Source organism: Frigoribacterium sp. CFBP9030 (assembly GCF_034045195.1).
Lineage (GTDB): Bacteria > Actinomycetota > Actinomycetes > Actinomycetales > Microbacteriaceae > Frigoribacterium.
The window spans coordinates 337,402-359,301 of sequence record NZ_JAXCWG010000003.1; the positions used below are offsets into that span (position 1 = coordinate 337,402).

Consider the following 21,900-nt stretch of genomic DNA (forward strand, 5'->3'; position numbering starts at 1 on the left):
ATCCTGTCGGTTGACAGCAGACCCCATGCTTCCACACAGGACCCCCCGCCGGGGGGCGTACGCGCCGTTCAGTCGACGAGCAGTCGTCTCAGGTGACCGCCGACGGCTTCGTTCTCGATGAGGAACCCGTCGTGGCCGAACTCGCTCACGATGACCGCGGGCTCGTGCCCGTCGATGCCGTTCGCGAGATGGCGGGCGATGATCCGCTGGTCGGACACCGGGAACAGCCTGTCGCTGTCGATCCCGAGCACGAGCGTGCGGGCGGTCACGCGGTCGAGGGCGGCGGCGACCCCGCCCCGACCTCGGCCGACGTCGTGCGAGTTCATGGCGCCCAGCAGGCCCGCGTAGCTGCCGGCGTCGAACCGGCGCGTGAACTTGTTGCCGTGGAAGTCGAGGTAGCTCTCGACCTGGAACCGGCCCGGGCCGCCGAGGGGCGAGATCTCGCTCTGCCAGCTGCGGCCGAACCGGGCGTTGAGCTCGTCGGGTGAGCGGTAGTTGAGCAGGGCCATGCGCCGAGCGAGGGCGAGACCCCGGTAGGGCCCCTCGCCGTCTGGCGCGTCGTAGAAGTCGCCGTCGTGCCACGCGGCGTCCATGCGGATCGCCTCGTACTGCACCGTGTTGAGCGCGATCTGGTCGGCGCTGACGACCGGCGGGGCGGCGAGCACCGCCAGCCGATCGACCCGGTCGGGGTGCGACACGCCCCATTCGAGGGCGTGCATGCCGCCCATCGAGCCGCCGACGACGGCCGCCCAGCGTCCGATCCCGAGACGGTCGGCGAACGCCGCCTGCGCCTCGACCTGGTCGCGGATGGTCAGATGCGGGAACCTCGAACCCCACTCGACCGCGTCGGGTGCGAACGACGACGGCCCGGTGCTGCCCTGGCAGCCCCCGAGCATGTTCGGGGCGACGACGTGCCAGCGGTCGGTGTCGATCGCGAGACCGGGGCCGACCACGCCGTTCCACCAGCCCGCGGTCGGATGCCCCGGACCGGCGGCACCGCGCACGTGGCTGTCGCCGGTGAGGGCGTGCAGCAGCAGGATCGCGTTGCCGCGGTCGGCGTCGAGCTCGCCCCAGGTCTCGTAGGCGATCCGGGGGCGGGGGAGCACCGAGCCGCTCTCGAGCCCGAGATCGCCGAGGGTGACGAAGCGCCGGTCGCCGGGGTCGTCGCCGTCGCGCCACGCGCCGGTGACCGGCGGCCGCCCCAGCATCGCCAGGCGGGTCCGCTCGCTGACGACGCTCGATGGGACGGTGTCCTCGGGTGTGCTCTGCCAGTCCATCGATCCCCATCCTGGTGGACCCGAGGAGGCGCGGTGCGATTGTTACCGCACCGCGCCTCCTGCAGGGTCCGGGTCAGCTGCTGCGGAGCGACTCGCGGGTGACCGCCTGGGCCGCGGCGAAGCCCGCCTCGAGGTCGGCCTTGAGGTCGTCGATGTTCTCGAGTCCGACCGAGAGACGCACGAGACCCGGGGTGACGCCCGTGGTCAGCTGCTGCTCGGGGGTCAGCTGCGAGTGGGTCGTCGAGGCGGGGTGGATGACGAGACTGCGGACGTCGCCGATGTTCGCCAGGTGGCTGAAGAGGCTCAGCCCGTCGACGAGCGCGCGACCGGCGTCGACGCCGCCCTTGAGCTCGAACGAGAGCACGGCCCCGACGCCGCGGGGGGCGTACTTGTTGGCCGCTGCGTACCAGGGGCTCGTCGGCAGGCCGGCGTAGTAGACGGCCGCGACGTCGGATCGGGAGTCGAGCCACTCCGCGATCTCCTGCGCGTTCTGCACGTGGCGCTCGATCCGGAGGCTGAGGGTCTCGATGCCCTGGATCAGCGAGAACGCCGTGTCGGGGCTGTTCGAGGCGCCCAGGTCGCGCAGCAGCTGCACCCGCGCCTTGATGATGTACGCGAGGGGGTCGCCGACGGCCTGCGTGTAGACGGCGCCGTGGTACGACGGGTCGGGCTGCGTCAGCCCGGGGAACCTCTCGGCGTTCTCCGACCACGCGAACGCGCCGCCGTCGACGATGAAGCCGCCGATGACGGTGCCGTGCCCGCCGAGGAACTTCGTCGCCGAGTGCACGACGATGTCGGCGCCGTGCTCGAGGGGGCGGATCAGGTAGGGGGTCGCGATGGTGTTGTCGACGATCAGCGGGACGCCCTCGGCGTGGGCGACGCCCGACACCGTCTCGATGTCGAGGATGTTGATCTTCGGGTTGCCGATCGTCTCGGCGAAGAACAGCTTCGTGTTCGGGCGGACGGCGCGGCGCCACTCGTCGGGGTCGTCCTGGTTCTCGACGAACGTCGTCTCGATGCCGAGCTTCGCGAGCGTGTACTTGAAGAGGTTGTAGGTGCCGCCGTAGATCGACGACGACGAGACGATGTGGTCGCCCGCCTGCGCGATGTTCAGCACGGCGAAGGTCGACGCGGCCTGACCCGAGGCGACGAGCAGCGCGCCCGTGCCGCCCTCGAGCGCCGCGATGCGCTGCTCGACCACGTCGTGCGTGGGGTTCATGATGCGCGAGTAGATGTTGCCGTTCTCGGCGAGGGCGAAGAGGTCCTGTGCGTGCTGGGCGTCGCGGAAGACGTACGACGTCGTCTTGTAGATGGGGGTGGCGCGGGCGTGCGTCGTCGGGTCGGGCTGCGCCCCCGCGTGGATCTGCTGCGTCTCGAACTTCCAGGTGGACGTGTCGTCGCTCATGCTGTGCTCCTGCGGTCGGGGTCTGCGGCGGCCGAACGGCCGGACTGCGGTGCTGCAACGCTACGCAGGGCGCGCTGGGGCTGTCCACGCGGGCGGACACGCGACGTAACCCGGCGCGCTAGCGTCGACGGATGCCGGGTCGACCGGCGGAGCGTCGGCCGTGGCCGACCCGACGACGAGGAGCAGTGGATGACGAAGCGTGTCGTGGTGACGGGGGCCAGTTCGGGGATCGGGGCGGCGACGGTGCGGCTGTTCCGGCGACGCGGCTGGGACGTGATCGCCGTCGCCCGACGCGAGGAGCGCCTCCTCGACCTCGCCGCCGAGACCGGGGCGACCGCGTTCAGAGCGGATGTCACCGTGGACGCCGACGTGGCCGCGCTGCGCGAGCACGTCGAGTCGACCGGTCCGCTGCATGCGCTGGTCAACAACGCCGGAGGCGCGTTCGGGCTCGACAGCGTCGAGTCGGGATCGATCGACGACTGGCAGCGGATGTTCGACGTGAACGTGCTCGGGACGAAGCGGATGGTCTCGGCGCTGCTGCCGGCCCTCCGCCGGGGCGCCGACGCCGAGCGGGCGGGCGGCGCCGGGGGCGGCGCCGACATCGTGACCGTGACCTCGATCGCCGGTCACGTCGCCTACGAGAACGGCGGCGGCTACAACGCCTCGAAGTTCGCCGAGCACGCCCTGGTGGCGGTGCTGCGCCTCGAGCTCGCCGGAGAGCCGATCCGCGTGATCGAGATCGCACCGGGCATGGTGCACACCGAGGAGTTCTCGGTCAATCGGTTCGGCGGCGATCAGGGCCGGGCCGACGCCGTCTACACCGACGTCGAGGGGCCGCTCGTCGCCGACGACGTCGCCGAGGCGATCGTGCACTCGGTGGAGCTGCCGGCGCACGTCAACCTCGACCTCGTCACGCTGAAGCCGGTGGCCCAGGCCGCCCCGCACAAGGTCGTGAAGGGCCCGCTGCAGACACGGTGACACGCCGACGGCGGTCGTCGAGGGTGATCGAGACGGGTGATTCGCGGACGATACGACGGATCACCCGTCGGTCTCCCGAGCAGTTTCGAGGCGTTCGCAGCCGGGTCCCGACCGCCCCCGGAGGGGGCTCGGCGACCCCTGGACGGGGGGCACGCGAGCGGCTCCCGTGCCTGGTCAGGCGGGTCCGCTCATCTCGAACTGAGTACCACTCAGTCGGATTCGGGGGACAAGCCGTGTCCCCCCGATGTGCCCCGGCCGGGTCGACGATCGGCGCGGAAGCGACGGCATCCGGCCGCGCCGCACAGGGCGCAGTCGCTGCCGCGGCGGTAGTGCTCGTGCGCCTCGCGGGCGTGCCCGCAGACGCAGAGCGTGCTGTCCTCGTCGACTTTCCGCGCCATGGGGCTCCTCCGAGCATCGGTCCGATGTGCCGTCGTGCGACGGCGCCTCGGCGTGCCCTCGACTGTACCCACGACACCCGGGCCAGGGGCGTCGACTCTCGTCGCCGACCGCCCGAGCGGGGGACAGCGGGCGGACGGGCCGTCGGTCGAGGGTGCGACGAGCGCCGTCCGGGTGAGGCGGCGGCCCGGGCACGACCGACGGAGGCCGACGGGCGACACGACGCGATCCCGGGTACTTGCGCTGCCTCGGATCGAGCGTAGGTTTGGTCTCACCCGACGGCGACGTCGTTCAGCCCGAAACTGATCGACCGAGCCCAGCTCTCCTGGCGTGAACCCGAAACTCCGCCCGTGCAGAGCTCCTCTCGCAACACCCCTTTGCCAGTTCGCTTACCCCTGCAAGGACCCCATGAACCAGGTGTTCCCCACGCCCGAAAACGGCGCCGCTCCCCGTATCTCCATCGTCGTCCCGGCACGGAACGAGGCCCGCAACCTCGAGATCGTCCTGCCGATGCTCCCGCTCGTGCACGAGGTGATCCTCGTCGACGGCAACTCGGTCGACGACACCATCGCCACGGCGCAGCGCGTCATGCCCGACATCAAGGTCGTCCGTCAGACCCGCAAGGGCAAGGGCAACGCGCTGGCCTGCGGCTTCGAGTCCGCGACCGGCGACATCATCGTCATGTTCGACGCCGACGGCTCGGCCGACCCGGCCGAGATCCCCCGCTTCGTCGAGGCGCTCACCTCGGGCGCCGACGTCGCCAAGGGCAGCCGCTTCGTCCACGGCGGCGGCAGCGAGGACATCACGCGCTTCCGTGCGCTCGGCAACTGGGGCCTCAACGCCCTGACCAACCTGCTGCTCGGCACGAAGTACACCGACCTCTGCTACGGCTACAACGCCTTCTGGGCCCGCATCGTCCCGAGCCTCGACCTGCTGCCGGCCGACCTCGCACCGCGCGCCGACGGTCAGATGCACAACGGCGACGGCTTCGAGATCGAGACCATCCTCAACTGCCGCATCGCCGCCCTCGGCTACGACATCGTCGAGGTCCCGAGCGTCGAGAAGCTCCGCATCCACGGCGTCAGCAACCTCAACGCGATCTCCGACGGATTCCGCGTGCTGCGCGTCATCCTGGAGGAGCGTCGTCGTCGCCCCTCGGCGGCCGCGCGTCTCCGTCGGTCGATCCGCGAGGCCGCCCTCACGTCGGCCGAGGCCACGAACGAGCCGGCGCCCGTCTTCGCCGTCGTCGACGGCGCCCGTCTGGACGCTCGACTCGGAGCCCGCCAGGACGTCGCGTGACCCAGCAGCCGACGACGGTCTCCGTCGTCGTCTGCGCCTACACCGAAGACCGATGGGACGACCTGGTCGCCTCGGTGGAGTCCGTCCGCGGGCTCCCCGAGGCGCCCGAGGTGCTGCTGGTCGTCGATCACAACGATGGCCTGCTCGCCCGATCGCGCGATCGGTGGAGTGACGTCGTCGTGGCCGCCAACGAGTCCCGGCAGGGGCTCTCCGGCGCCCGCAACACGGGGGTGGCCCTGGCCTCGGGCGACATCGTCGCGTTCCTCGACGACGACGCCTCGGCCGACCCCGCGTGGCTGACGCACCTGCTCGGCCCGTTCGCCGACCCCCGCGTGGCCGGGGTCGGCGGGCATGCGACGCCCGTCTGGCCCGAGGGCGGCAACACGCTCTACCCGGCCGAGCTGCTCTGGATCGTCGGCTGCAGCCACCGCGGTCTGCCGACCCGGCTCTCGGACGTGCGGAACGTCATCGGCTGCTCGATGGCCTTCCGCCGCGACGCGGTCCTGTCGGTCGGCGGCTTCAACCTCGACACCGGGCGCGTCGGCACCATCCCCCTCGGGGGAGAGGAGACCGATCTCTGCATCCGGATCCGGCAGGCCGACCCGTCGGCGCGAATCGTCCTCGAACCGCGGGCCGACGTGCGTCACCACGTGACCGCCGGTCGGGTGACCTGGGCGTACCTCCGTCGCCGCTCCTTCTACGAGGGGGTGTCGAAGGCGGCGCTCAGCCGTCAGTTGGGCGCGTCCGACTCGCTGTCGAGCGAGTCCGCCTACCTGCGTCGCGACATCCCGCGCGCCGCGCTGCGCGAGCTCCGCTCGGTCGGCAGAGGAGGCGCGGGTCGTCTGGCCGCGCTCGTCACCGCGGTCGTCGCCACCGTCGCCGGCTACGCCCTCGGCAGCCTGCGCCGCGCCTCCCTGGCTCCCGTCGATCCCTCGGCCGGCCAGGTCCTCCCCGCTCGCGGATCGGCCCGTCCGGCGTCCGTCGGACCGACGGACGGCGCCCCGTGACCGATCTCCAGCTCGTCCGGCCGATGGCCGGCTCCGCCGCGCCCTCCTGGGGCGGTGCGCTCTGGGTCGGCGAGGTCGACGTCGACGAGCTGACCCGTCCCGGTGTCGGCGACGTCGTGCTGGCGGCCCCCGAGGGGCACCGGGCCGCCCGGCTGCTCGTCCGTCGCGGTCGCGCAGTGCTGGGCTTCGTCGAGGCCCCCGTGGTCGACGGGCGGGTGCCGCTCGAGCTGCTCCGCTCCGAGGTGGCCGCGCTGGCGACGGTCGTCGTGCCCGTCGAGCCGATCCACCTGCCCTCGGTCACGGTCGTGCTGTGCACCCGCGACCGTCCGGGTCATCTCCGCGGCGCCCTCCGCAGCGTGCTCGAACTGGACTACCCCGAGTTCGACGTGGTGGTCGTCGACAACGCCGCCGCGACCACGGAGACCCGCGACCTCGTCCGCACCGAGTTCGACGACCCGCGCGTGCGCTACACGGCCGAGCCCGTCGCAGGCCTGTCGAGCGCGCGCAACGCCGGTCTCGCGGCCGCCACAGGCGAGATCGTCGCCTTCACCGACGACGACGTGATCGTCGACGGGCAGTGGCTGCACGGCCTCGCGTCGGGCTTCGCCCAGGGAGAGGACGTCGCCTGCGTGTCCGGGCTCGTGCCGAGCGGCGAACTGCGCACGCCCGTCCAGCGCTTCTTCGACGACCGGGTGTCGTGGTCGCAGAACACCACCACGCGCGTCTTCCGTCTCGACGAGCCGCCGGTCGACCTGCCGCTGTTCCCGTTCTCGGTCGGCGCGTTCGGCACCGGCGCCAACTTCGCCCTCCGTCGCCCGGTCGCCCTGCTGCTCGGCGGCTTCGACACCGCGTTCGGCGTCGGCACGCCGACAGGCGGAGGAGAGGACCTCGACGTCTTCACCCGCGTGCTGCTCGCCGGGCACGCCCTCGTCGTCGAGCCGTCGGCGCTCGTCTGGCACCGGCACCGCTCCGACCTCGGGGCCCTGCGCGTGCAGGCGAAGGGATACGGCACCGGGCTCGGCGCCTGGCTGACGAAGATCGCCCTCGACCCCGTGACCCTGCGGCTAGCGCTCCGCCGCGCCCCCGGGGCGATCCGGGTGCTGGCCGCGAAGCGCCGTGTCGAGGGGGCGCCCGCCGACGTCGCCGGACCCTCGCGCGCCTCCTCGGCTCCGGTCGACGCCGACCTGACCCGCGAGATCGCCCGCACCGCCCGGCAGGAGCTGCTCTCCGTCGCGCTGGGGCCGATCCTGTACCTACGTCAGCGGCGTCGTGGAGCCGGGCTGATGGGCCGTCGCAGCGCGGGCACCGGGCCGCGACGCACGACCGGCGCCGACCCCTCGGTCGCACGGCGGTCCGCATGACCGCCGTGACGAACGGCGCAGGGGGCTCCGTGCCGGCCTCGGTCGCCGACGTGCGCGTGCCCATCTCGGCCGTCGACCGACTCGGAGCCGGCGGATACATCGTCTCGGTCTTCGGCCCGATGACGCTGCCGTCGCGCGACGCGATCGCCGACGCCCTCTGGCGCATCGCCGCCGTCGGCCCCGACGCCCGGCTCGGACTCGTCGCGCTCGACGACCGCACCTGGGGCTTCGGTCTCGAGTCGCTCCGTGAACGATGCGACCTGATGGTCGTCGAAGCGCCCGAGTTCGCGAGCGGAGACGCGGGCGACGCGCTCGAGCGGCTGATCGGCCGGCTCGAGCCCGGGCCGCCCGTGCGCATCCTGCTGGCCGGCGACCGCCTCCTGATGATCCTCGACCACGGCGTCGTCGACGCGCGCTTCACGACCCGCCTGCCCCTCGCCCTGATCGAGGTCGCGACGGGTGGGGACATCCCGGCGTGGCTGACGGCCGAGAACGCCCGGAGACCGCTCTGGTCGGCGTTCGTCGAGACCTTCGCCAAGCACCCCGCCCGCGTCGCGACGCTCCTGCGGGTGCGCCGCGTCGAGACCCCCGTCGTGCCGCAGCGGGTGCCCGTCGAACGCCCGCTGATCGGCTGGACCGGCTCCACCGCCGTCGTCGTGGCGAACGGGACCCGCGAGACGTTCAAGGGGCTGCACGCCTGGCTGCGTCGGCGCGACGAGCCGGTGGCCTTCGGCGCGGGCGTCATCGTCGCGCTGCGGGCCGCCCTCGCCGCCGAGGGGCTGCGTCTTGGGCCGGACAGCGAGATGGTCTACGACGTCCGCGGGTACCTGCCCACCGGGGTCGAGGCCACGGGCAGCTTCGTCACGGGGATCCCCGTGACGGGCGGCGACGATCTCGTCGCGGTCGACCAGAGCCTGGCGCAGACAGCGGCGTCGGGGCGGCCCCTCGCCGCGCTGATGGCCGGTGCCGTCAAGGAGGCGCTGCGCCCGGCGCGTCGCCGTGCGCCCGGAGCCACGCCGGCCAGGGCGAGGGCCAGGGTCGTCGTCAGCAACCTCGGGGTCAATCGCTCGCTGCAGTCCCTCCCGTGGGTGCGTGACGGGCGGGTCGTCGACACCGCGTCGGCCGTGCACCCCATCGCGCCCGAGACGGTCGCCGTGCAGCTCGTCGTGCTCGACGGACGGCTGCACGTGGCGGTGTCGTACAACGACACCTCGTTCGACCGCGACGCCGTGCGCCGCGCGGTGCAGGCGTTCGTCGACGACCCGGTGGGTCTGCTCGACGGGGTCGTCTCCCGCTAGTCGCCCTCGGGGCGGAGCAGCGCGGCGATGTCCTCGTCGACGAGCGTGCGGATGCGCTCGTCGCGCCCCTCGTCGTAGTCGGGCAGAGGCGAGGCTGCCCAGCCGAGGCGGTCGACGACCGTGCTGCCGACGTCGTCCCAGGCCCGGGCCCTCGCAGCCGCCACGAGCGACGCCACGAAGTCGTCGTCGGCGGCGCTCTGGGCTATGCGCGCCGCCAGCTCCTTGTGGGTGGCCTCGCGGAGGCGCAGCGCGTCGATGTCGTCGACCCGGTAGTCGAACTGGTGCCGCGACCGGCCGTACGACCGGTGCGTCCGCCGTCGGAGCGTCTTCAGCCGCGCGACCCCCTCGCGCTGCTCGGCCTCGAGCCGCGCCAGCTCGTCCCGGGCCGCCGTCGTCGCGACGTCGTCGTCGAACGGCAGACGCTCCTGCAGCGCCCTGACGATGACGGTGTTCGCGACGGCCACGACCGCGGCGGCGCGGACGATCAGGAACCCGTCGTCGACGGCGCGCTCGAGCGGGGTCGGGTCCGCTCGGCGGACGGGAAGGCCTGGCAGGTCGGGGAGCACCGGTGTCGGATCCTCTCGGGTCCCCTCCGACCCTACCCACGCGGCCCGCCGCACGTAGGGTGAGGCGATGACCGCCCGCGACCCCGATCCCGTCTCCGACGTCGCCCCCGAGCTCTCCCGTCGGCCGTTCATCCGGCAGCACTGGGGCGGGCTCGCCTTCGCGCACTGGAGGGTCGAGCCCGACCGGGTCGCCCCGCTGCTGCCGCACGGCACGCGGCCCGACGTCTTCGACGGGTCGACCTGGGTCGGTCTGATCCCGTTCGAGCTGTCGCGGAGCGCGTTCGGGCCCTTTCCGCCGGTGCCGGTGCTGGGGACGTTCCTCGAGACCAACGTGCGGCTCTACTCGGTCGACGAGCAGGGGCGGCGCGGTGTCGTCTTCCGCACGCTCGAGGCGGAGCGCCTGCTGCCGGTGCTCGCCGCGAACGCGGGGCTGGGGCTGCCGTACCGCTGGGCCTCGATGACCCGCAGGAGGCGCGGGGGAGTCGTCGAGTACGCCTCGCGCAGGCACGGACCCGGCCCGCGACCGGCCACCCGCCTCCACGTCCGTCCGACCGACGAGGTCGTCGTCGGCGACCCCCTGGTCGACTTCCTCACGGCGCGCTGGGGCATGCACGTCGAGCGGGGCGGGACGACCCGGTTCTGGCCGAACGAGCACGGCGCGTGGCCGCTGCGGCGGGCCGAGCTGGTCGACCTCGACGACGAGCTGGTCGCCGACTCCGGTCTGCCCGGGGTCGCCGATCGGGAGCCCGACTCGCTGCTCTGGTCGGACGGCGTCGACACCGTCTTCGCGCCTCCCGGGGGTCGGTGGGTCGGGCCCTGACCGGCCGGTCTTCGCGGTCCGCGCGCGGGCGCACTACGGTTGCTGGCATGGTTTCCTCACCCGACGACTCGACCGACACCGCCGCAGCACCACCCGAGGCGCCGCCGGCGACGGGTGACACGGCGGGCGGGTCGACGGGCGCCCCCGAGCGCGAGGTGCTCGGCTGGCTCGAATTCGGCGAGGCGGCGCGGCATCTGGCGAGCGACGTGGTCGCGGCCGACTTCACCCCCGACGTGATCGTGGCCGTGGCCCGCGGCGGGCTGGTGCTGGCCGGCGCCATCTCGTACGCCCTCGACACGAAGATGTGCGGCTCGATCAACGTCGAGTTCTACACGGGCATCGACGAGCGCCTGCCCGAGCCGGTGCTGCTGCCCCCGACCCTCGACGCCCCGTCGCTCGAGGGCAAGCGCGTGCTGATCGTCGACGACGTCTCCGACTCGGGTCGCACGCTCGTGCTCGTCCGCGACCTGCTCGCCGCCGTCGCCGCCGACGTCCGCACCGTCTGCCTCTACAGCAAGCCGCGCACCCTGCTCGAACCGGACTTCGTCTGGAAGCGCACGTCCCGCTGGATCACCTTCCCGTGGAGCGCCCTCCCGCCGGTCACCCGCGACAGCGGCGCGGTGGTCGAGGCGTGAGCATCCACCTGGTGGGCGGCGGCTGGTCGCCCGACTCGCCCGAGCTCTACGACCTCTTCGTCGCCGAGGCGGCCGTCCGCGGCGGCGCCGTCGGGCGCGCCGTGCCGCGCATCGCCCTGCTCGTCGTCGTCGCCGACGACTCGCCCTCGGCCGAGTTCCGCACCGGCTACCCCGCGATGATCGCGTCTGAGGGGCGCTGCGAGGTCGTGACGAGCGTCATCGAGGCCGGCGAGTCGTTCGACACCCGGGTGCTGAGCGACGTCGACGGCCTGATCGTCGCCGGCGGGCTCACCCCCGCGTACCTCGAGGCCGTGATCCCGCTCGTCGACCAGGTGCGCCTCCTGGTCGCGGACGGGCTGCCGTACCTGGGCTTCTCGGCCGGCGCGATGATCGCCGCCGACCGGGCGCTGCTCGGCGGCTGGCTGATCGGCGACGTGCCGGTCTGCCCCGAAGACGCGGCGGAGGACCTCGACGAGGTCACCCTGAGCGGCGGCCTCGGTCTCGTCGACATCGCCGTCGACGTGCACGCCGCCCAGTGGGGCACCCTCACCCGGCTCATCGCCGCGACCGAGGCCGGGCTGGTCTCGGGCGGCGTCGCGATCGACGAGAACACCGCGCTCGTCGTCGGCGACGGGGCCCTGACGGTGCTCGGCACGGGCAGCGTGTGGCGGGTCGAGCCTCAGGTCGACGAGGGCGGCGAGATCGTCGGCGTCTCGGTCGGCACCCTGGGCCCGGCGTGACCGACGCCCCCGGTGGCGCGTCGCCCGAGTCGGCGGCCTCGGCCGAGTCGCCCGCCTCGCCCGAGTCGGCCGAGTCGCCCGCCTCGCCCGCCTCGCCCGAGTCGGCCGCGCGCCGGCCCCTAGCCGAGCAGATCGACGCCGGCTGGGCGGAGGCGCTCGAGCCGGTCGCCGACCGCATCGCCGACATGGGCGAGTACCTCCGCGCCGAGGTCCGCGCCGGTCGCGGCTACCTGCCCGCGGGCGAGCACGTGCTCCGGGCGTTCAGGGCGCCGCTCGAGAGCGTGCGCGTGCTCATCGTCGGTCAAGACCCTTACCCGACGCCGGGGCACCCCGTCGGGCTCTCGTTCTCGGTCGACCCCCGGGTCCGCCCCATCCCGCGGAGCCTGGCGAACATCTACCGCGAGCTGCACGACGACCTCGGAGTGCCCCCGGTCGCGCACGGCGACCTCACGTCGTGGTCCGAGAACGGCGTGATGCTGCTCAACCGCGTGCTGACCGTCCGCCCCGGCGAGACCGCGTCTCATCGCGGCAAGGGCTGGGAGCCGGTCACGCAGCGGGCGATCGAGGCCCTCGCGGCCCGGGGCGGCCCTCTCGTCGCCATCCTCTGGGGGCGCGACGCCGCGGCCCTGAAGCCGATGCTCGGCGACGTCCCGACCATCGAGTCGGCGCACCCGAGCCCACTCTCCGCCTCGCGGGGGTTCTTCGGCTCGAAGCCGTTCAGCCGGGCGAACGCGTCGCTGGTCGAGCAGGGCGGCGACCCCGTCGACTGGGCGCTGCCGCCCGCCTGAGCCGCGCCGCGCCTCCTGAGCTTCAGGTACCCCGGCCCTGGGGTGAGCGGGCGTCTCCGGCGAATGCGGGCGTGGAGACTCGCCCGTCGGCGTCGCACTCGCCCGTGTGCGCAGGTGTAGGAGCGTCCGCCTGGGCTGCGCCGCGCCTCCTGGGGTGCCGGGCGGCGTAGCCGCGGCCCGGGCGGGCGTGTTCGTCGCGGGCGGGCGTGGAGACTCGCCCTTCGGCGTCGCACTGGCCCGTCTGCGCAGGCATACGAGCCTCCGTCTGAGCTGCGCCGCGCCTCCTGAGGTGCGCCGCGCCTCCTGGGCTGCGCCGCGCCTCCTGGGCTGCGCCGCGCCTCCTGGGCTGCGCCGCGCCTCCTGAGCCGCGCCGCTCCTCCTGGGTGCCGGGCGTAGCCGCGGGCGGAGCGGGCGTCTCCGGCGCGTGCGGGCGTGAAGACTCGCCCGTCGGGGTCGCCCTCGCCCGCCTGCGCAGGCGCAAGAGCGGCCGCCCGCATGGCAGAGTGGCACCGTGCTCGAAGAGGAATACCAGCCCCGTCGTCGCCTGCCCCGCGCCCTTCAGTCGCCGGCGCCCGTCGAGCCCGCGTTCCGGTTCGAGGTGCGTGCCGCCGCCCCCGCCGATCTGCCCTACGTGCGCGAGATCTACAACCACTACGTCGCGAACTCGTCGGTCACCTTCGACGAGGACGCCATGACGCTGGCCGAGTGGCGGCGCAAGTTCTCGTTCGTCACGTCGCTCGGCATGCCGTTCCTCGTGGCGGTCAACCCGAGCGGCGAGGTGCTCGGCTACGCGCTGGCCTCGCCCTGGGGCGGCAAGGCCGCCTACCGCTACACCGTCGAGACCTCGATCTACCTGCGGGCCGCGTCGACGGGCAAGGGGCTCGGTGCGGGGCTGCTCGAGGCGCTCGTCGAGGCGTGCCGCGACGCCGGGATCCGCGAGATGGTCGCCGTGATCGCCGACAAGAACGCCGAGGCGTCGGTGGCCCTGCACGCCCGGCTCGGCTTCGTGGAGGTCGGGCGCATGGGCCGGGTCGGCTTCAAGTTCGGGCGGTGGCTCGGCACCATCACGATGCAGAAGTCGCTGAAGAAGCGACGCGGTCGACTCGGGCGCTGAGCACGGGCACGGGCGCTGCCCGGCACGAGCTCGGCCCGGCACGAGCTCGGGCGGGCCGACCGGGGGAGTCGAGGAGGCGCGGCCAGGCCTAGGCTCGACGGATGCCCGAACTCCACGACCTCACCGCCCACGAGCAGTGGAACCAGCTGCGGCACGGCAGGGTGACGCCACGCGAGCTGACCGACCACTACCTCGAGCGGATCGAGCGCCTCGACGGCGGCGGCACCGGTGAGCCCGCAGGCGGCGGCCGCCCCGGCATCGGCGCCTTCACGACGGTCACGGCCGACGCCGCCCGTGCCCGCGCCGACCGGCTGACCCGGGAGGGGCCGACGGCCGCGCCGCTCTGGGGACTCCCGTTCGCCGACAAGGACCTCACCGACCGGGCCGGGGTGCCCACCCGGTCGGGCTCGCGCCTGGCCGACGGCAGGGTGCCGTCGACGTCGTCGGAGATCGTCGACGTGCTCGACGAGGCGGGCGGCATCAGCCTCGGCAAGACGGCCACCCCCGAGTACGGGCTCACGGCCTACACCGAGACGCTGATCGGGCCCCCGACCCGCAACCCCTGGCGGCCCGAGACCGGCGCGGGCGGTTCGAGCGGCGGGGCCGCGGCGGCCGTCGCGGCGGGCCTGCTGCCCTTCGCCCCGGGGTCCGACGGCGGCGGCAGCATCCGCATCCCGGCGGCGGCGACCGGTCTCGTCGGTCTCAAGCCCTCGCGGGGCCGAGTGCCGTCGCAGTCGGGGCTGTCCAGTCTCGGCGGACTGGCCGTCGGCGGGCCTCTCGCCCGGACGGTCGCCGACGCCGCGATGCTGCTCGACGCCATGGTCTCGCCCGACGGCCGCCCGCCGCGGCACGGGCAGGCGCTGCACGCTCCGACGTCGCCCGACGGGGCCTACCTCGGCACCGCGCTGCGCGGCGAGGGACGCTTCCAGGTGGCGGTGATGACGACCAGCCCGTGGGACGACGCGTTCGACGTCTGGGTCGACCCGCGCCTCCTCGGCGTCGTCCGGCACACGGCCGATCTGCTCGCCGACCTCGGGCACGGCGTCGACGAGACCACCATGCCGGGCTCGGACTACCCGACGCTGTTCCGCACCCTGTGGCAGGCCGGGGCCGCGGGCATCCCCGCCGAGACCGAGGCCGAGCTGGCGAGGCTCGAGCCGATCACCCGCTGGCTGGTCGAGCAGGGGCGGCGGGTGACCGCGCGCGAGCTGGCCGCGACCCTCGTCGGGCTGACCGCCTTCGAGCGCGCGGTGATCGAGAGCTTCGTGCCGTACGACGCCGTGCTGACGCCGACGCTCGCCCTGCTGCCGCGCCCGATCGGCTGGTACGACGACGTCGACGCCGAGCGCAACTTCGAGCAGCAGTGCCTCTACTCGCCGTTCACGTCGTTCGTCAACGTCGCGGGGCTGCCGGCCATCACCCTGCCCGTGGGCGAGATCGACGGGCAGCCGGCGGGTGTGCAGCTGATCGGCCGTCCGGGTCGCGAGGACGTCCTGTTCGCCCTCGGTGCGCAGCTCGAACGGCGTCTGCGGTGGCAGCGTCGGCACCCGCCCGGGTGGTGAGCGGCGCCGCTCAGTCGAGTGTCGGCACCGACGCCATGAGGCCGCGCGTGTAGTCGTGCCGCGGGTTCCGCAGCACGTCGTCGACCGCCCCCTGCTCGACGATGCGCCCGTCGTGCAGCACGGCGACCCGGTCCGCGAGATGCTGCACGAGTCCGATGTCGTGCGACACGGTGAGCAGCGAGAGCCCGAGGTCGTCGCGGAGCTCGCGCAGCAGGGCGAGGATCTGCGCCCGCACGGTGACGTCGAGGGCGCTCATCGGCTCGTCGCCGACGAGCAGCCGGGGGCGGTGCACCACGGCCCTGGCCACCGCGACGCGCTGCCGCTGCCCTCCGCTCAGCTCGTGCGGGTAGCCGTCGCCGTGCTCGCGCGTGAGTCCGACCCGTCCGAGCATCTCGTCGACCAGCGCCCGGTGGTCGCCGTCGATCGACAGCGCCCGCAGCGGCTCGGCCACCGTGTCGCGGATCCGCATGCGGGGGTCGAGCGAGCTGTACGGGTCCTGCAGCACGACGCCCGTGTCGCGGCGGAACCAGCGGAGCGCCGCCGCCCGACCCGGTCGCACCGGGCGCCCGTCGAACGTGACGGACCCCGCGGTGGGCGCGTCGAGCGCCAGCAGCAGCTTGACGAGCGTGCTCTTGCCGCTGCCCGACTCGCCGATCAGCGCCACGCTCTCGCCGGCGGCGACGTCGAGGTCGGCGTCGATCAGGGCGTGCCGCACGGCGCCCGGCTGGAACGGCGAGGGCCGCGGCAGCCGGTAGGTCCGGGTCAGACCGCGACCGGTCAGCAGCGGAGCCGAGGAGGCGCGGGTCGGGTCGTCGACGGTCACGTCGTCCTCCAGGTGGTCGCCTCAGTCGCCGCCACGAGCCCGCGGGTCACGGGGTGGGCGGGCCGGGTCAGCAGCTCGCGCACGGGGCCCTGCTCGACGAGGCGGCCGGCCGACAGCACCGCCGCGTGGTCGACGACACGGCGCAGCACGGCCAGATCGTGGGTGACGAACAGCAGCGAGGTGCCGCGTTCGTCGACGAGGCGGCGGAACAGGTCGAGCACCTCGGCCTGCGTCGAGACGTCGAGCGCCGTGGTCGGCTCGTCGGCCAGCAGGAGGCGCGGGCGGGCGATCAGGGCCGTCGCGATCACGACGCGCTGGCGCTGACCCCCCGACAGCTGGTGCGGGTAGCGGTCGACGATGCCGGCCGGGTCGGGCAGACCCACCTCGGCCGCGGCCTCGATCGCCCGGGCGCGGGCCTCGCGGCGCCCGATGCCCTCGTGCAGACGGAGCGGCTCGGCGATCTGGCTGCCGATGGTCCGGATCGGGTCGAGCGAGGTGCGCGGATCCTGGAACACGACGCCGATCTCCGCGCCCCGCAACGGCGCGTGGTCCCGGTCGGACAGGCCGACCAGCTCGCGGTCGTCGAGTCGGATGCTGCCGCGGACGGTCGCGGCGTCGGGCAGCAGCCCGAGCACGGCGAGCAGGGTCATCGACTTGCCCGAGCCGGACTCGCCGATCAGGCCGAGGCGCTCGCCGTCGCCGATCGACAGCGACACGCCCTCGATCACGGGTCGGCCGCCGAGGTCGACGTGCAGGTCGTCGATGGAGAGGCTCACGAGACGACCCCCGGTCGGTCGGCGGGCGTCGCCGCACGCGGACGGAGGCGCGGGTCGGCGGCGTCGCGGACGGCGTCGCCGAGCAGGTTGAAGGCGAGCACGGTCAGGGTGATCGCGGCGCCCGGCCAGACGATGCTCCACGGGTGCACCCCGATGAACTTCTGCAGATCGCTCAGGAGGCGCCCCCACGACGCGGTCTCGGCGGACGCGCCGTAGCCGAGGAACGACAGCCCCGCCTCGGCCAGGATCGAGGTCGCCATGGCGAGCGAGAGCTGCACGGCGAAGAGCGGGGCGACGTTCGGCAGCACGTGCCGGGTGACGACGCCCAGGGCGCCGACGCCCGCGGCTCGGGCGGCGAGCACGTAGTCCTCCCGCCCCACGCGTCGGATCTCGGCGCGCGAGACGCGGGCGATGTTCACGCCGTAGCCCGTGCCCGCGGCGATGACCACGACGCCGAGCGATCCGCCGAAGGCCGCCGCGAGGGCCATCGCGATGAGGATGGTGGGGAACGCGACGAGCACGTCGATCAGCACCGCGACGGAGTCCCTCGCCCACCGCGGGGTCAGCGAGCCGAGCACGGCGAGGAGCACCCCGACGACGAGGGCGGTCGCGCCGGAGGCCAGGGCGACGAGCGCGGTCGTCGTCGACGCGCGGGCGACGTAGCTGAAGACGTCGCGACCGACGGAGTCCGTGCCGAACAGGTGCTCGGTCGAGGGCGGAGCCCAGGCCGCGTACGGGTCGGTCGCGAACGGATCGAGCGGGGTCCAGAACGGACTCGCGACCGCCGCGACGGCGACGAGCGCGAGCCAGCCGACGCCGAACGCGCCCGTCGGCGAGCCGACCACGGCGCGCAGCCACGACCCGCGCCTCATTCGCCGCGCTCCCGTGATCGGGGGTCGACGCTGCGGTGCACGACGTCGACGACGAAGCCGACGGCGAGGACGATCGCGGTCAGGGTCATCAGCTCGCCCTGCACCTTGGTCAGATCGCGGCGGCCGACGTCGGCGACGAGCATGCGACCGACGCCGGGCAGGCTGAAGAGCTGCTCGACGAGCACGGCGCCGACCACGAGGCCGGCCACCTGGATGCCGAGCACGCTCACGACGCTCAGCATGACGTTCGGCAGTCCGTGGCGCACGAGGGCCCGGTCGCGGGTCATGCCCTTGGCCGCGGCGGCGCGGACGTAGTCGGCGTCGAGCGCCCCGAGCGCGGCGGACCGGGTGAAGCGCAGCAGCACGGCGCCCTCGACGAGGCCGATGGTCACGGCGGGCAGCACGAGTGATCGCAGAGCCGCCGCGGGGTCCGACCACCCGTCGATCGGGAACCCCTGCGTGGGCAGCCAGCGCAGGGTGACGGCGACCAGCGCGATCAGGAGCATGCCCGCCCAGACCGCCGGCACGGCGGCCAGCACCTGGGCGCCGACCGACACGGCGGTGCCGAGCGGGCGACGCCGACGGAGCGCGGCGAGCACGCCGAGGGGCACCCCGATCAGCAGGCCGATCACGAGCGACAAGCCGGCGAGCGGCAGCGTGACGGCCAGCTTGTCGGCGATCTCGTCGCCGACCGGGGTGCCCGTCACGAGCGATCGGCCGAGGTCGAGTCGCAGCAGCCCGCCGGCCCAGTCCAGGTACTGAGAGACGATCGCCCGGTCGAGGCCGAGCTCGGTGCGGAGCGCGGCGACCTGGGCGGGCGAGCCGGTCGTCCCGGCGATGACCTGGGCCACGTCACCCGGCAGGAGGCGCAGGGTGGCGAAGATCAGGACGCTCGCGACGACCAGCCCCAGCGCGAAGAGGACCAGTCGACCCGCCGTGAATCGGATCACTCCGTCGCGGCCAGGTCGGACAGGTCGAGACGGGTGGTCGTCGACGAGGTCGGGAACCCGGTGACGCCGTCGCGCACGGCAGTGAGGGTCGTCGACGTGTACAGCCACTCGGCGGGTGCGTCGGCGGAGACGATCTCGGCGGCCTCGGCGAGGGCAGCGTCGGCGTCGGCCGGGTCGGTCGCGGCCAGAGAGGCCGCGTAGAGCTCCTGGACGGCGGGGGAGTCGTAGCCGAAGTAGTAGTCGGGGTCGGCCCAGTTGCCGAAGTCGTGGGTCTCGGCGTGGTTGACCATGCTCAGCTGGAAGTCACGGGGCGAGCCGTCGGACGGGGCGACGAAGACGTCGGTCAGCCAGGTCGAGAAGTCGACCTGGTCGACCGTCAGCGTGATGCCGACGGCCTTCAGCTGGGTGGTCAGGACGTCGCCGATGGCCGCGGGGTAGACGTTCGCGTACTCGAGGGTCAGGTCGAGGTCGGACAGCCCGGCCTCGTCGAGCAGTGCCCGGGCGGCGTCGGGGTCGTACGCGTCGACGTCCGTCAGGTCGCGGTACCCGGGGTCGAGCTCGGGGATCGGTCCGCCCTGGTCGACCGCCGACCCGCCGGTCGCCGCGATCAGCGCGTCGTTGTCGACCGCGAGTCGGATGGCCTTGCGCACGCGGGGGTCGGTGAACGGCTCGACGGCGTTGTTGAAGGCGAGCGTGTACTTGTCCGTCGTCTTCCCCTCGTCGACCGTGAGGCCGTCGATCCCGTCGAGCTGGCTGCGGAGGGTGGCGTCCACCGCGGTCTGCACGTCGATCTCACCCGAGATCGAGGCGTTGATCCGGGCGGAGGGGTCGGGGATGTACCGGAAGTCGACGCCGCCCACCCCGGCGGGCGTGCCCCAGTAGTCGTCGTTGCGGCTGAGACGGAGGTTGTCGCCCTGGGTCCAGCTCTCGAGCGTGAACGGGCCCGTCCCGTTCGCCGTCGTCGACAGGTCGTTGTCGGCGGCCTGCTCGAGCACGAGACCGGCACGACCGGTGAGGGAGAACAGGAGCGCCGAGTCGGGGCGCGACAGCGTGAGAACGATCGTCGAGGGGTCGGGGGAGGCGATCGATTCGACGGCGTCCAGGTCGCCGTGGTTCGCGAGGGTGTCGTCGTCGGCGACCTGCTGCAGCGACCAGACGACGTCGTCCGCGGTGAGCGCGGCCCCGTCGTGGAAGGTCACTCCCTCGGCGAGGGTGAAGGTGTAGGTCAGTCCGTCGTCGCTCACCTCGTGCGAGGAGGCGAGGACGTCGACGATCTCGTTGTCCTGCGTGCGGCCGACGAGACCCTGGTAGACGTTGTCGATCAGCACCTGGTCGAGGGCGATGCCCGCGGTCCGCCGGATGTCGAGGTCGGTCGGCTCGAGGACGAGACCGACGGTCACCGTGGCGTCCGGATCGGGTGCGCCCGACCGGTCGGAGTCGGTGGACGACGAGCAGCCGGCGGTGACGAGCACGAGAGCGGTGACGGCGGCGAGGAGGGGCAGGGTGCGCACGCGGAGGGGCCTTCCGGGGGAGGGCCGGGGCGTCGATGCCCCGGCGAAGGATGCCGAGGTGGTCTCGGCTCTGCTGCGGGGGATCTCCGGTCGCTGGCGGAACGGTCGTCACGATCCGCCACCGTGGTGCTGTCGGACACGGCGCGGCCCCTCGCCGCGGGTCGCTGACGGACTCGCGGACGCGTCAGAACCTACCACCAGGGTGTGAATCAGGTGGACGCGTCGCGAGATAGGTGAGGCTTACCTATACTGATTCCGACATGTTCCTCGAATACAGCGACCCGCCCCTGCAGCACGACGCCACGCGCGTGCTGTTCGCCGGCGACGCCACCTCGATCGACCACCTCCGCGGCATGCTGGCGGCCCTGCCGCTCTGCGCCAGGGGGCAGGTCTTCGTCGAGGTCGACGACAGCAGCCAGATCGTGCCGCTCGCCTCGCCGGGCCGGGTGTCCGTCACCTGGCTCGCCCGTGATCGCCGGTCGGGTGCGCCCGGCTCCGGCCGGTCGTGCGACCGCGGCGAGGCGCTCGAACGCGCCGTCCGGGCCTGGCTCGCCGAGATGTACGTCGACACCGAGTCGCTCGTCGGGGGCGAGCACGTGATCTGGATCGCCGGGCCTCCGTCGTTCGCCTACGACCTGCGCCACGATCTGCACCGCGTGTTCCACGCGGTCGACGGGGCCGTCGCGCTCTGATCTCCTCCCGGTGGGCCTGTCGCCGCTCAGGTAAGGCATGCCATACTTAGGGTGTGCTTACTTCATCGCTCGACGCCTCGCCCGTGACCGTCGAAGGCGATGTCGTCGAACCCGAGGCCGCCTCCAAGCCGGCGCACCGTCCCTACCGGGCTCGCATCGTGCGTCGGGTCCGGCTCTCGCCGTCGTTCGTCCGGCTGACCTTCGCGGGGCCCGATCTCGTCGACTTCGGCGCCGACGGTCTCGATCAGCGCATCAAGGTCGTCCTCCCGCTCGAGGCCACCGGGTTCGACACCTTCCCGTCGGGCGACTGGTGGGGCGGGTGGCGGGCGCTGCCCGACCACGAGCGCAACCCGTTCCGCACGTACACGGCCCGTGCCGTCCGCCCCGCGCTGGGCGAGGTCGACGTCGACTTCGTCGTGCACGCCGACGGCGGCCCCGCGGCCGCCTGGCTGGCCGAGGTCTCGGTCGGCGACGATGCGATGCTCGTGGGGCCCGACGCCACCAGCGGCGTGACCGGCAGCGGGGTCGAGTGGAACCCGCGGGGCGCCTCCTCGGTCCTGATCGCCGGCGACGAGACGGCCGTCCCGGCGGTGTCGTCCATCGTCGAGAGTCTCCCCTCCGACGCACGCGGCTGCGTGTTCCTCGAGGTGCCGACCGCCGACGACGCCCTCGCGCTCGTGGCCCCGGCCGGGGTGAGCGTCCACTGGCTGCCCCGATCGACGTCGGGTGCCGAGCACGGCGCCCTGCTGATCGACGCCGTCCGCGGCTGGACGAAGCGCTACGTCGCCGCCTGGCACCACGGGGTCGAGGTCGACGAGGTCGACGTCGACCACGACATCCTGTGGGATGTCCCTCAGGGCGCGGCGCTCCCCGGGCAGGCCCTCGAAGGCGAGCTCTACGCCTGGCTCGCGGGCGAGGCCGCGGCCATCAAGACCCTCCGCCGGTTCCTCGTCGCCGAGGTCGGCATCGACCGGCGCCAGGTCGCCTTCATGGGCTACTGGCGACTCGGCCGAGCCGAACTCTGACCGCT

The 21,900-nt window shown here is 73.5% G+C and carries 22 protein-coding genes; 14 read left to right on the plus strand and 8 right to left on the minus strand.

Translation table 11 applies throughout. The features are described from left to right. Positions 1 to 68: 68 nt before the first annotated feature. Positions 69 to 1,277, minus strand: a complete 1,209-nt coding sequence (metX, locus tag SOM13_RS05610; RefSeq protein ID WP_243214247.1) for a homoserine O-acetyltransferase MetX — start codon at positions 1,275 to 1,277, stop codon at positions 69 to 71. Positions 1,278 to 1,350: 73 nt separating this feature from the next. Next, positions 1,351 to 2,682: a bifunctional o-acetylhomoserine/o-acetylserine sulfhydrylase gene (locus SOM13_RS05615; protein ID WP_320479080.1), complete on the minus strand. Its 1,332-nt coding sequence runs from the start codon at positions 2,680 to 2,682 to the stop codon at positions 1,351 to 1,353. Between the two features lie 189 nt (positions 2,683 to 2,871). On the opposite strand from SOM13_RS05615, the gene SOM13_RS05620 reads away from it, so the two are divergent. The 5 genes from SOM13_RS05620 (at position 2,872) to SOM13_RS05640 (ending at position 9,021) form a co-directional block, all read left to right on the plus strand. Continuing rightward, complete coding sequence (locus SOM13_RS05620; RefSeq protein ID WP_192058200.1) at positions 2,872 to 3,660, plus strand: SDR family oxidoreductase; 789 nt, start codon at positions 2,872 to 2,874, stop codon at positions 3,658 to 3,660. An 804-nt stretch (positions 3,661 to 4,464) separates the two neighbouring features. Beyond that, a complete protein-coding gene (locus SOM13_RS05625; protein ID WP_192058198.1) occupies positions 4,465 to 5,355 on the plus strand; it encodes a glycosyltransferase family 2 protein in 891 nt (296 codons plus the stop codon). Next, the gene (locus SOM13_RS05630) at positions 5,352 to 6,362 is read left to right on the plus strand and encodes a glycosyltransferase family 2 protein (protein WP_320479081.1); all 1,011 of its coding nucleotides are present in this window, start codon (positions 5,352 to 5,354) and stop codon (positions 6,360 to 6,362) included. The genes SOM13_RS05625 and SOM13_RS05630 overlap by 4 nt, the downstream gene beginning before the upstream one ends. Continuing rightward, positions 6,359 to 7,723, plus strand: a complete 1,365-nt coding sequence (locus SOM13_RS05635) for a glycosyltransferase family 2 protein (protein ID WP_320479082.1) — start codon at positions 6,359 to 6,361, stop codon at positions 7,721 to 7,723. Before SOM13_RS05630 ends, SOM13_RS05635 begins: the two co-directional genes overlap by 4 nt. Continuing rightward, positions 7,720 to 9,021: a hypothetical protein gene (locus tag SOM13_RS05640; protein WP_243214241.1), complete on the plus strand. Its 1,302-nt coding sequence runs from the start codon at positions 7,720 to 7,722 to the stop codon at positions 9,019 to 9,021. The genes SOM13_RS05635 and SOM13_RS05640 overlap by 4 nt, the downstream gene beginning before the upstream one ends. Here SOM13_RS05640 and SOM13_RS05645 read toward each other — a convergent pair. After that, positions 9,018 to 9,587, minus strand: coding sequence for a hypothetical protein (locus tag SOM13_RS05645; protein ID WP_320479083.1), 570 nt, complete (start codon positions 9,585 to 9,587; stop codon positions 9,018 to 9,020). The two genes, SOM13_RS05640 and SOM13_RS05645, sit on opposite strands and share 4 nt — an antisense overlap. Positions 9,588 to 9,654: 67 nt before the next feature. Here SOM13_RS05645 and SOM13_RS05650 point away from each other — a divergent pair, with 67 nt between their 5' ends. The 7 genes from SOM13_RS05650 (at position 9,655) to SOM13_RS05680 (ending at position 15,246) form a co-directional block, all read left to right on the plus strand. After that, on the plus strand, positions 9,655 to 10,407 hold the full coding sequence (locus tag SOM13_RS05650) for a DUF2071 domain-containing protein (RefSeq protein ID WP_320479084.1): 753 nt from the start codon (positions 9,655 to 9,657) through the stop codon (positions 10,405 to 10,407). Positions 10,408 to 10,454: 47 nt separating this feature from the next. Then, entirely contained in the window at positions 10,455 to 11,042 is a 588-nt protein-coding gene (locus tag SOM13_RS05655; RefSeq protein WP_320478212.1) for a phosphoribosyltransferase, read from the plus strand. Beyond that, positions 11,039 to 11,782: a Type 1 glutamine amidotransferase-like domain-containing protein gene (locus SOM13_RS05660; RefSeq protein WP_320479085.1), complete on the plus strand. Its 744-nt coding sequence runs from the start codon at positions 11,039 to 11,041 to the stop codon at positions 11,780 to 11,782. The genes SOM13_RS05655 and SOM13_RS05660 overlap by 4 nt, the downstream gene beginning before the upstream one ends. Continuing rightward, on the plus strand, positions 11,779 to 12,570 hold the full coding sequence (locus SOM13_RS05665; RefSeq protein WP_320479086.1) for a uracil-DNA glycosylase: 792 nt from the start codon (positions 11,779 to 11,781) through the stop codon (positions 12,568 to 12,570). The genes SOM13_RS05660 and SOM13_RS05665 overlap by 4 nt, the downstream gene beginning before the upstream one ends. 154 nt (positions 12,571 to 12,724) lie before the next feature. Further along, positions 12,725 to 12,934: a hypothetical protein gene (locus SOM13_RS05670; RefSeq protein ID WP_320479087.1), complete on the plus strand. Its 210-nt coding sequence runs from the start codon at positions 12,725 to 12,727 to the stop codon at positions 12,932 to 12,934. Between the two features lie 147 nt (positions 12,935 to 13,081). Next, positions 13,082 to 13,684, plus strand: coding sequence for a GNAT family N-acetyltransferase (locus SOM13_RS05675; RefSeq protein ID WP_243214237.1), 603 nt, complete (start codon positions 13,082 to 13,084; stop codon positions 13,682 to 13,684). Between the two features lie 101 nt (positions 13,685 to 13,785). Continuing rightward, the gene (locus tag SOM13_RS05680; RefSeq protein ID WP_320479088.1) at positions 13,786 to 15,246 is read left to right on the plus strand and encodes an amidase; all 1,461 of its coding nucleotides are present in this window, start codon (positions 13,786 to 13,788) and stop codon (positions 15,244 to 15,246) included. Between the two features lie 10 nt (positions 15,247 to 15,256). Here the strand turns inward: SOM13_RS05680 and SOM13_RS05685 are convergent, their stop codons facing one another. Genes SOM13_RS05685 through SOM13_RS05705 form a run of 5 tightly spaced genes read right to left on the minus strand, consistent with a single transcriptional unit; the run spans position 15,257 to position 20,178 of the window. Continuing rightward, on the minus strand, positions 15,257 to 16,069 hold the full coding sequence (locus SOM13_RS05685; RefSeq protein ID WP_320479089.1) for an ABC transporter ATP-binding protein: 813 nt from the start codon (positions 16,067 to 16,069) through the stop codon (positions 15,257 to 15,259). Further along, positions 16,066 to 16,845, minus strand: a complete 780-nt coding sequence (locus SOM13_RS05690) for an ABC transporter ATP-binding protein (protein ID WP_320479090.1) — start codon at positions 16,843 to 16,845, stop codon at positions 16,066 to 16,068. The genes SOM13_RS05685 and SOM13_RS05690 overlap by 4 nt, the downstream gene beginning before the upstream one ends. Further along, the gene (locus SOM13_RS05695) at positions 16,842 to 17,717 is read right to left on the minus strand and encodes an ABC transporter permease (protein ID WP_320479091.1); all 876 of its coding nucleotides are present in this window, start codon (positions 17,715 to 17,717) and stop codon (positions 16,842 to 16,844) included. Before SOM13_RS05695 ends, SOM13_RS05690 begins: the two co-directional genes overlap by 4 nt. After that, the gene (locus tag SOM13_RS05700; RefSeq protein ID WP_320479092.1) at positions 17,714 to 18,667 is read right to left on the minus strand and encodes an ABC transporter permease; all 954 of its coding nucleotides are present in this window, start codon (positions 18,665 to 18,667) and stop codon (positions 17,714 to 17,716) included. Before SOM13_RS05700 ends, SOM13_RS05695 begins: the two co-directional genes overlap by 4 nt. Further along, on the minus strand, positions 18,664 to 20,178 hold the full coding sequence (locus SOM13_RS05705) for an ABC transporter substrate-binding protein (protein WP_192058175.1): 1,515 nt from the start codon (positions 20,176 to 20,178) through the stop codon (positions 18,664 to 18,666). The genes SOM13_RS05700 and SOM13_RS05705 overlap by 4 nt, the downstream gene beginning before the upstream one ends. Positions 20,179 to 20,438: 260 nt before the next feature. Here SOM13_RS05705 and SOM13_RS05710 point away from each other — a divergent pair, with 260 nt between their 5' ends. After that, a complete protein-coding gene (locus tag SOM13_RS05710) occupies positions 20,439 to 20,870 on the plus strand; it encodes an SIP domain-containing protein (protein ID WP_192058173.1) in 432 nt (143 codons plus the stop codon). A 53-nt stretch (positions 20,871 to 20,923) separates the two neighbouring features. After that, positions 20,924 to 21,895, plus strand: coding sequence for a siderophore-interacting protein (locus SOM13_RS05715; RefSeq protein ID WP_320479093.1), 972 nt, complete (start codon positions 20,924 to 20,926; stop codon positions 21,893 to 21,895). Positions 21,896 to 21,900: the final 5 nt, after the last annotated feature.

Coding starts and splice junctions, on each gene's coding strand:
- metX (WP_243214247.1), bottom strand. CDS start 1,277: ATGGACTGGCAGAGCACACCCGAGGACACCGTCCCATCGAGCGTCGTC.
- SOM13_RS05615 (WP_320479080.1), bottom strand. CDS start 2,682: ATGAGCGACGACACGTCCACCTGGAAGTTCGAGACGCAGCAGATCCAC.
- SOM13_RS05620 (WP_192058200.1), top strand. CDS start 2,872: ATGACGAAGCGTGTCGTGGTGACGGGGGCCAGTTCGGGGATCGGGGCG.
- SOM13_RS05625 (WP_192058198.1), top strand. CDS start 4,465: ATGAACCAGGTGTTCCCCACGCCCGAAAACGGCGCCGCTCCCCGTATC.
- SOM13_RS05640 (WP_243214241.1), top strand. CDS start 7,720: ATGACCGCCGTGACGAACGGCGCAGGGGGCTCCGTGCCGGCCTCGGTC.
- SOM13_RS05650 (WP_320479084.1), top strand. CDS start 9,655: ATGACCGCCCGCGACCCCGATCCCGTCTCCGACGTCGCCCCCGAGCTC.
- SOM13_RS05655 (WP_320478212.1), top strand. CDS start 10,455: ATGGTTTCCTCACCCGACGACTCGACCGACACCGCCGCAGCACCACCC.
- SOM13_RS05680 (WP_320479088.1), top strand. CDS start 13,786: ATGCCCGAACTCCACGACCTCACCGCCCACGAGCAGTGGAACCAGCTG.
- SOM13_RS05695 (WP_320479091.1), bottom strand. CDS start 17,717: ATGAGGCGCGGGTCGTGGCTGCGCGCCGTGGTCGGCTCGCCGACGGGC.
- SOM13_RS05710 (WP_192058173.1), top strand. CDS start 20,439: ATGTTCCTCGAATACAGCGACCCGCCCCTGCAGCACGACGCCACGCGC.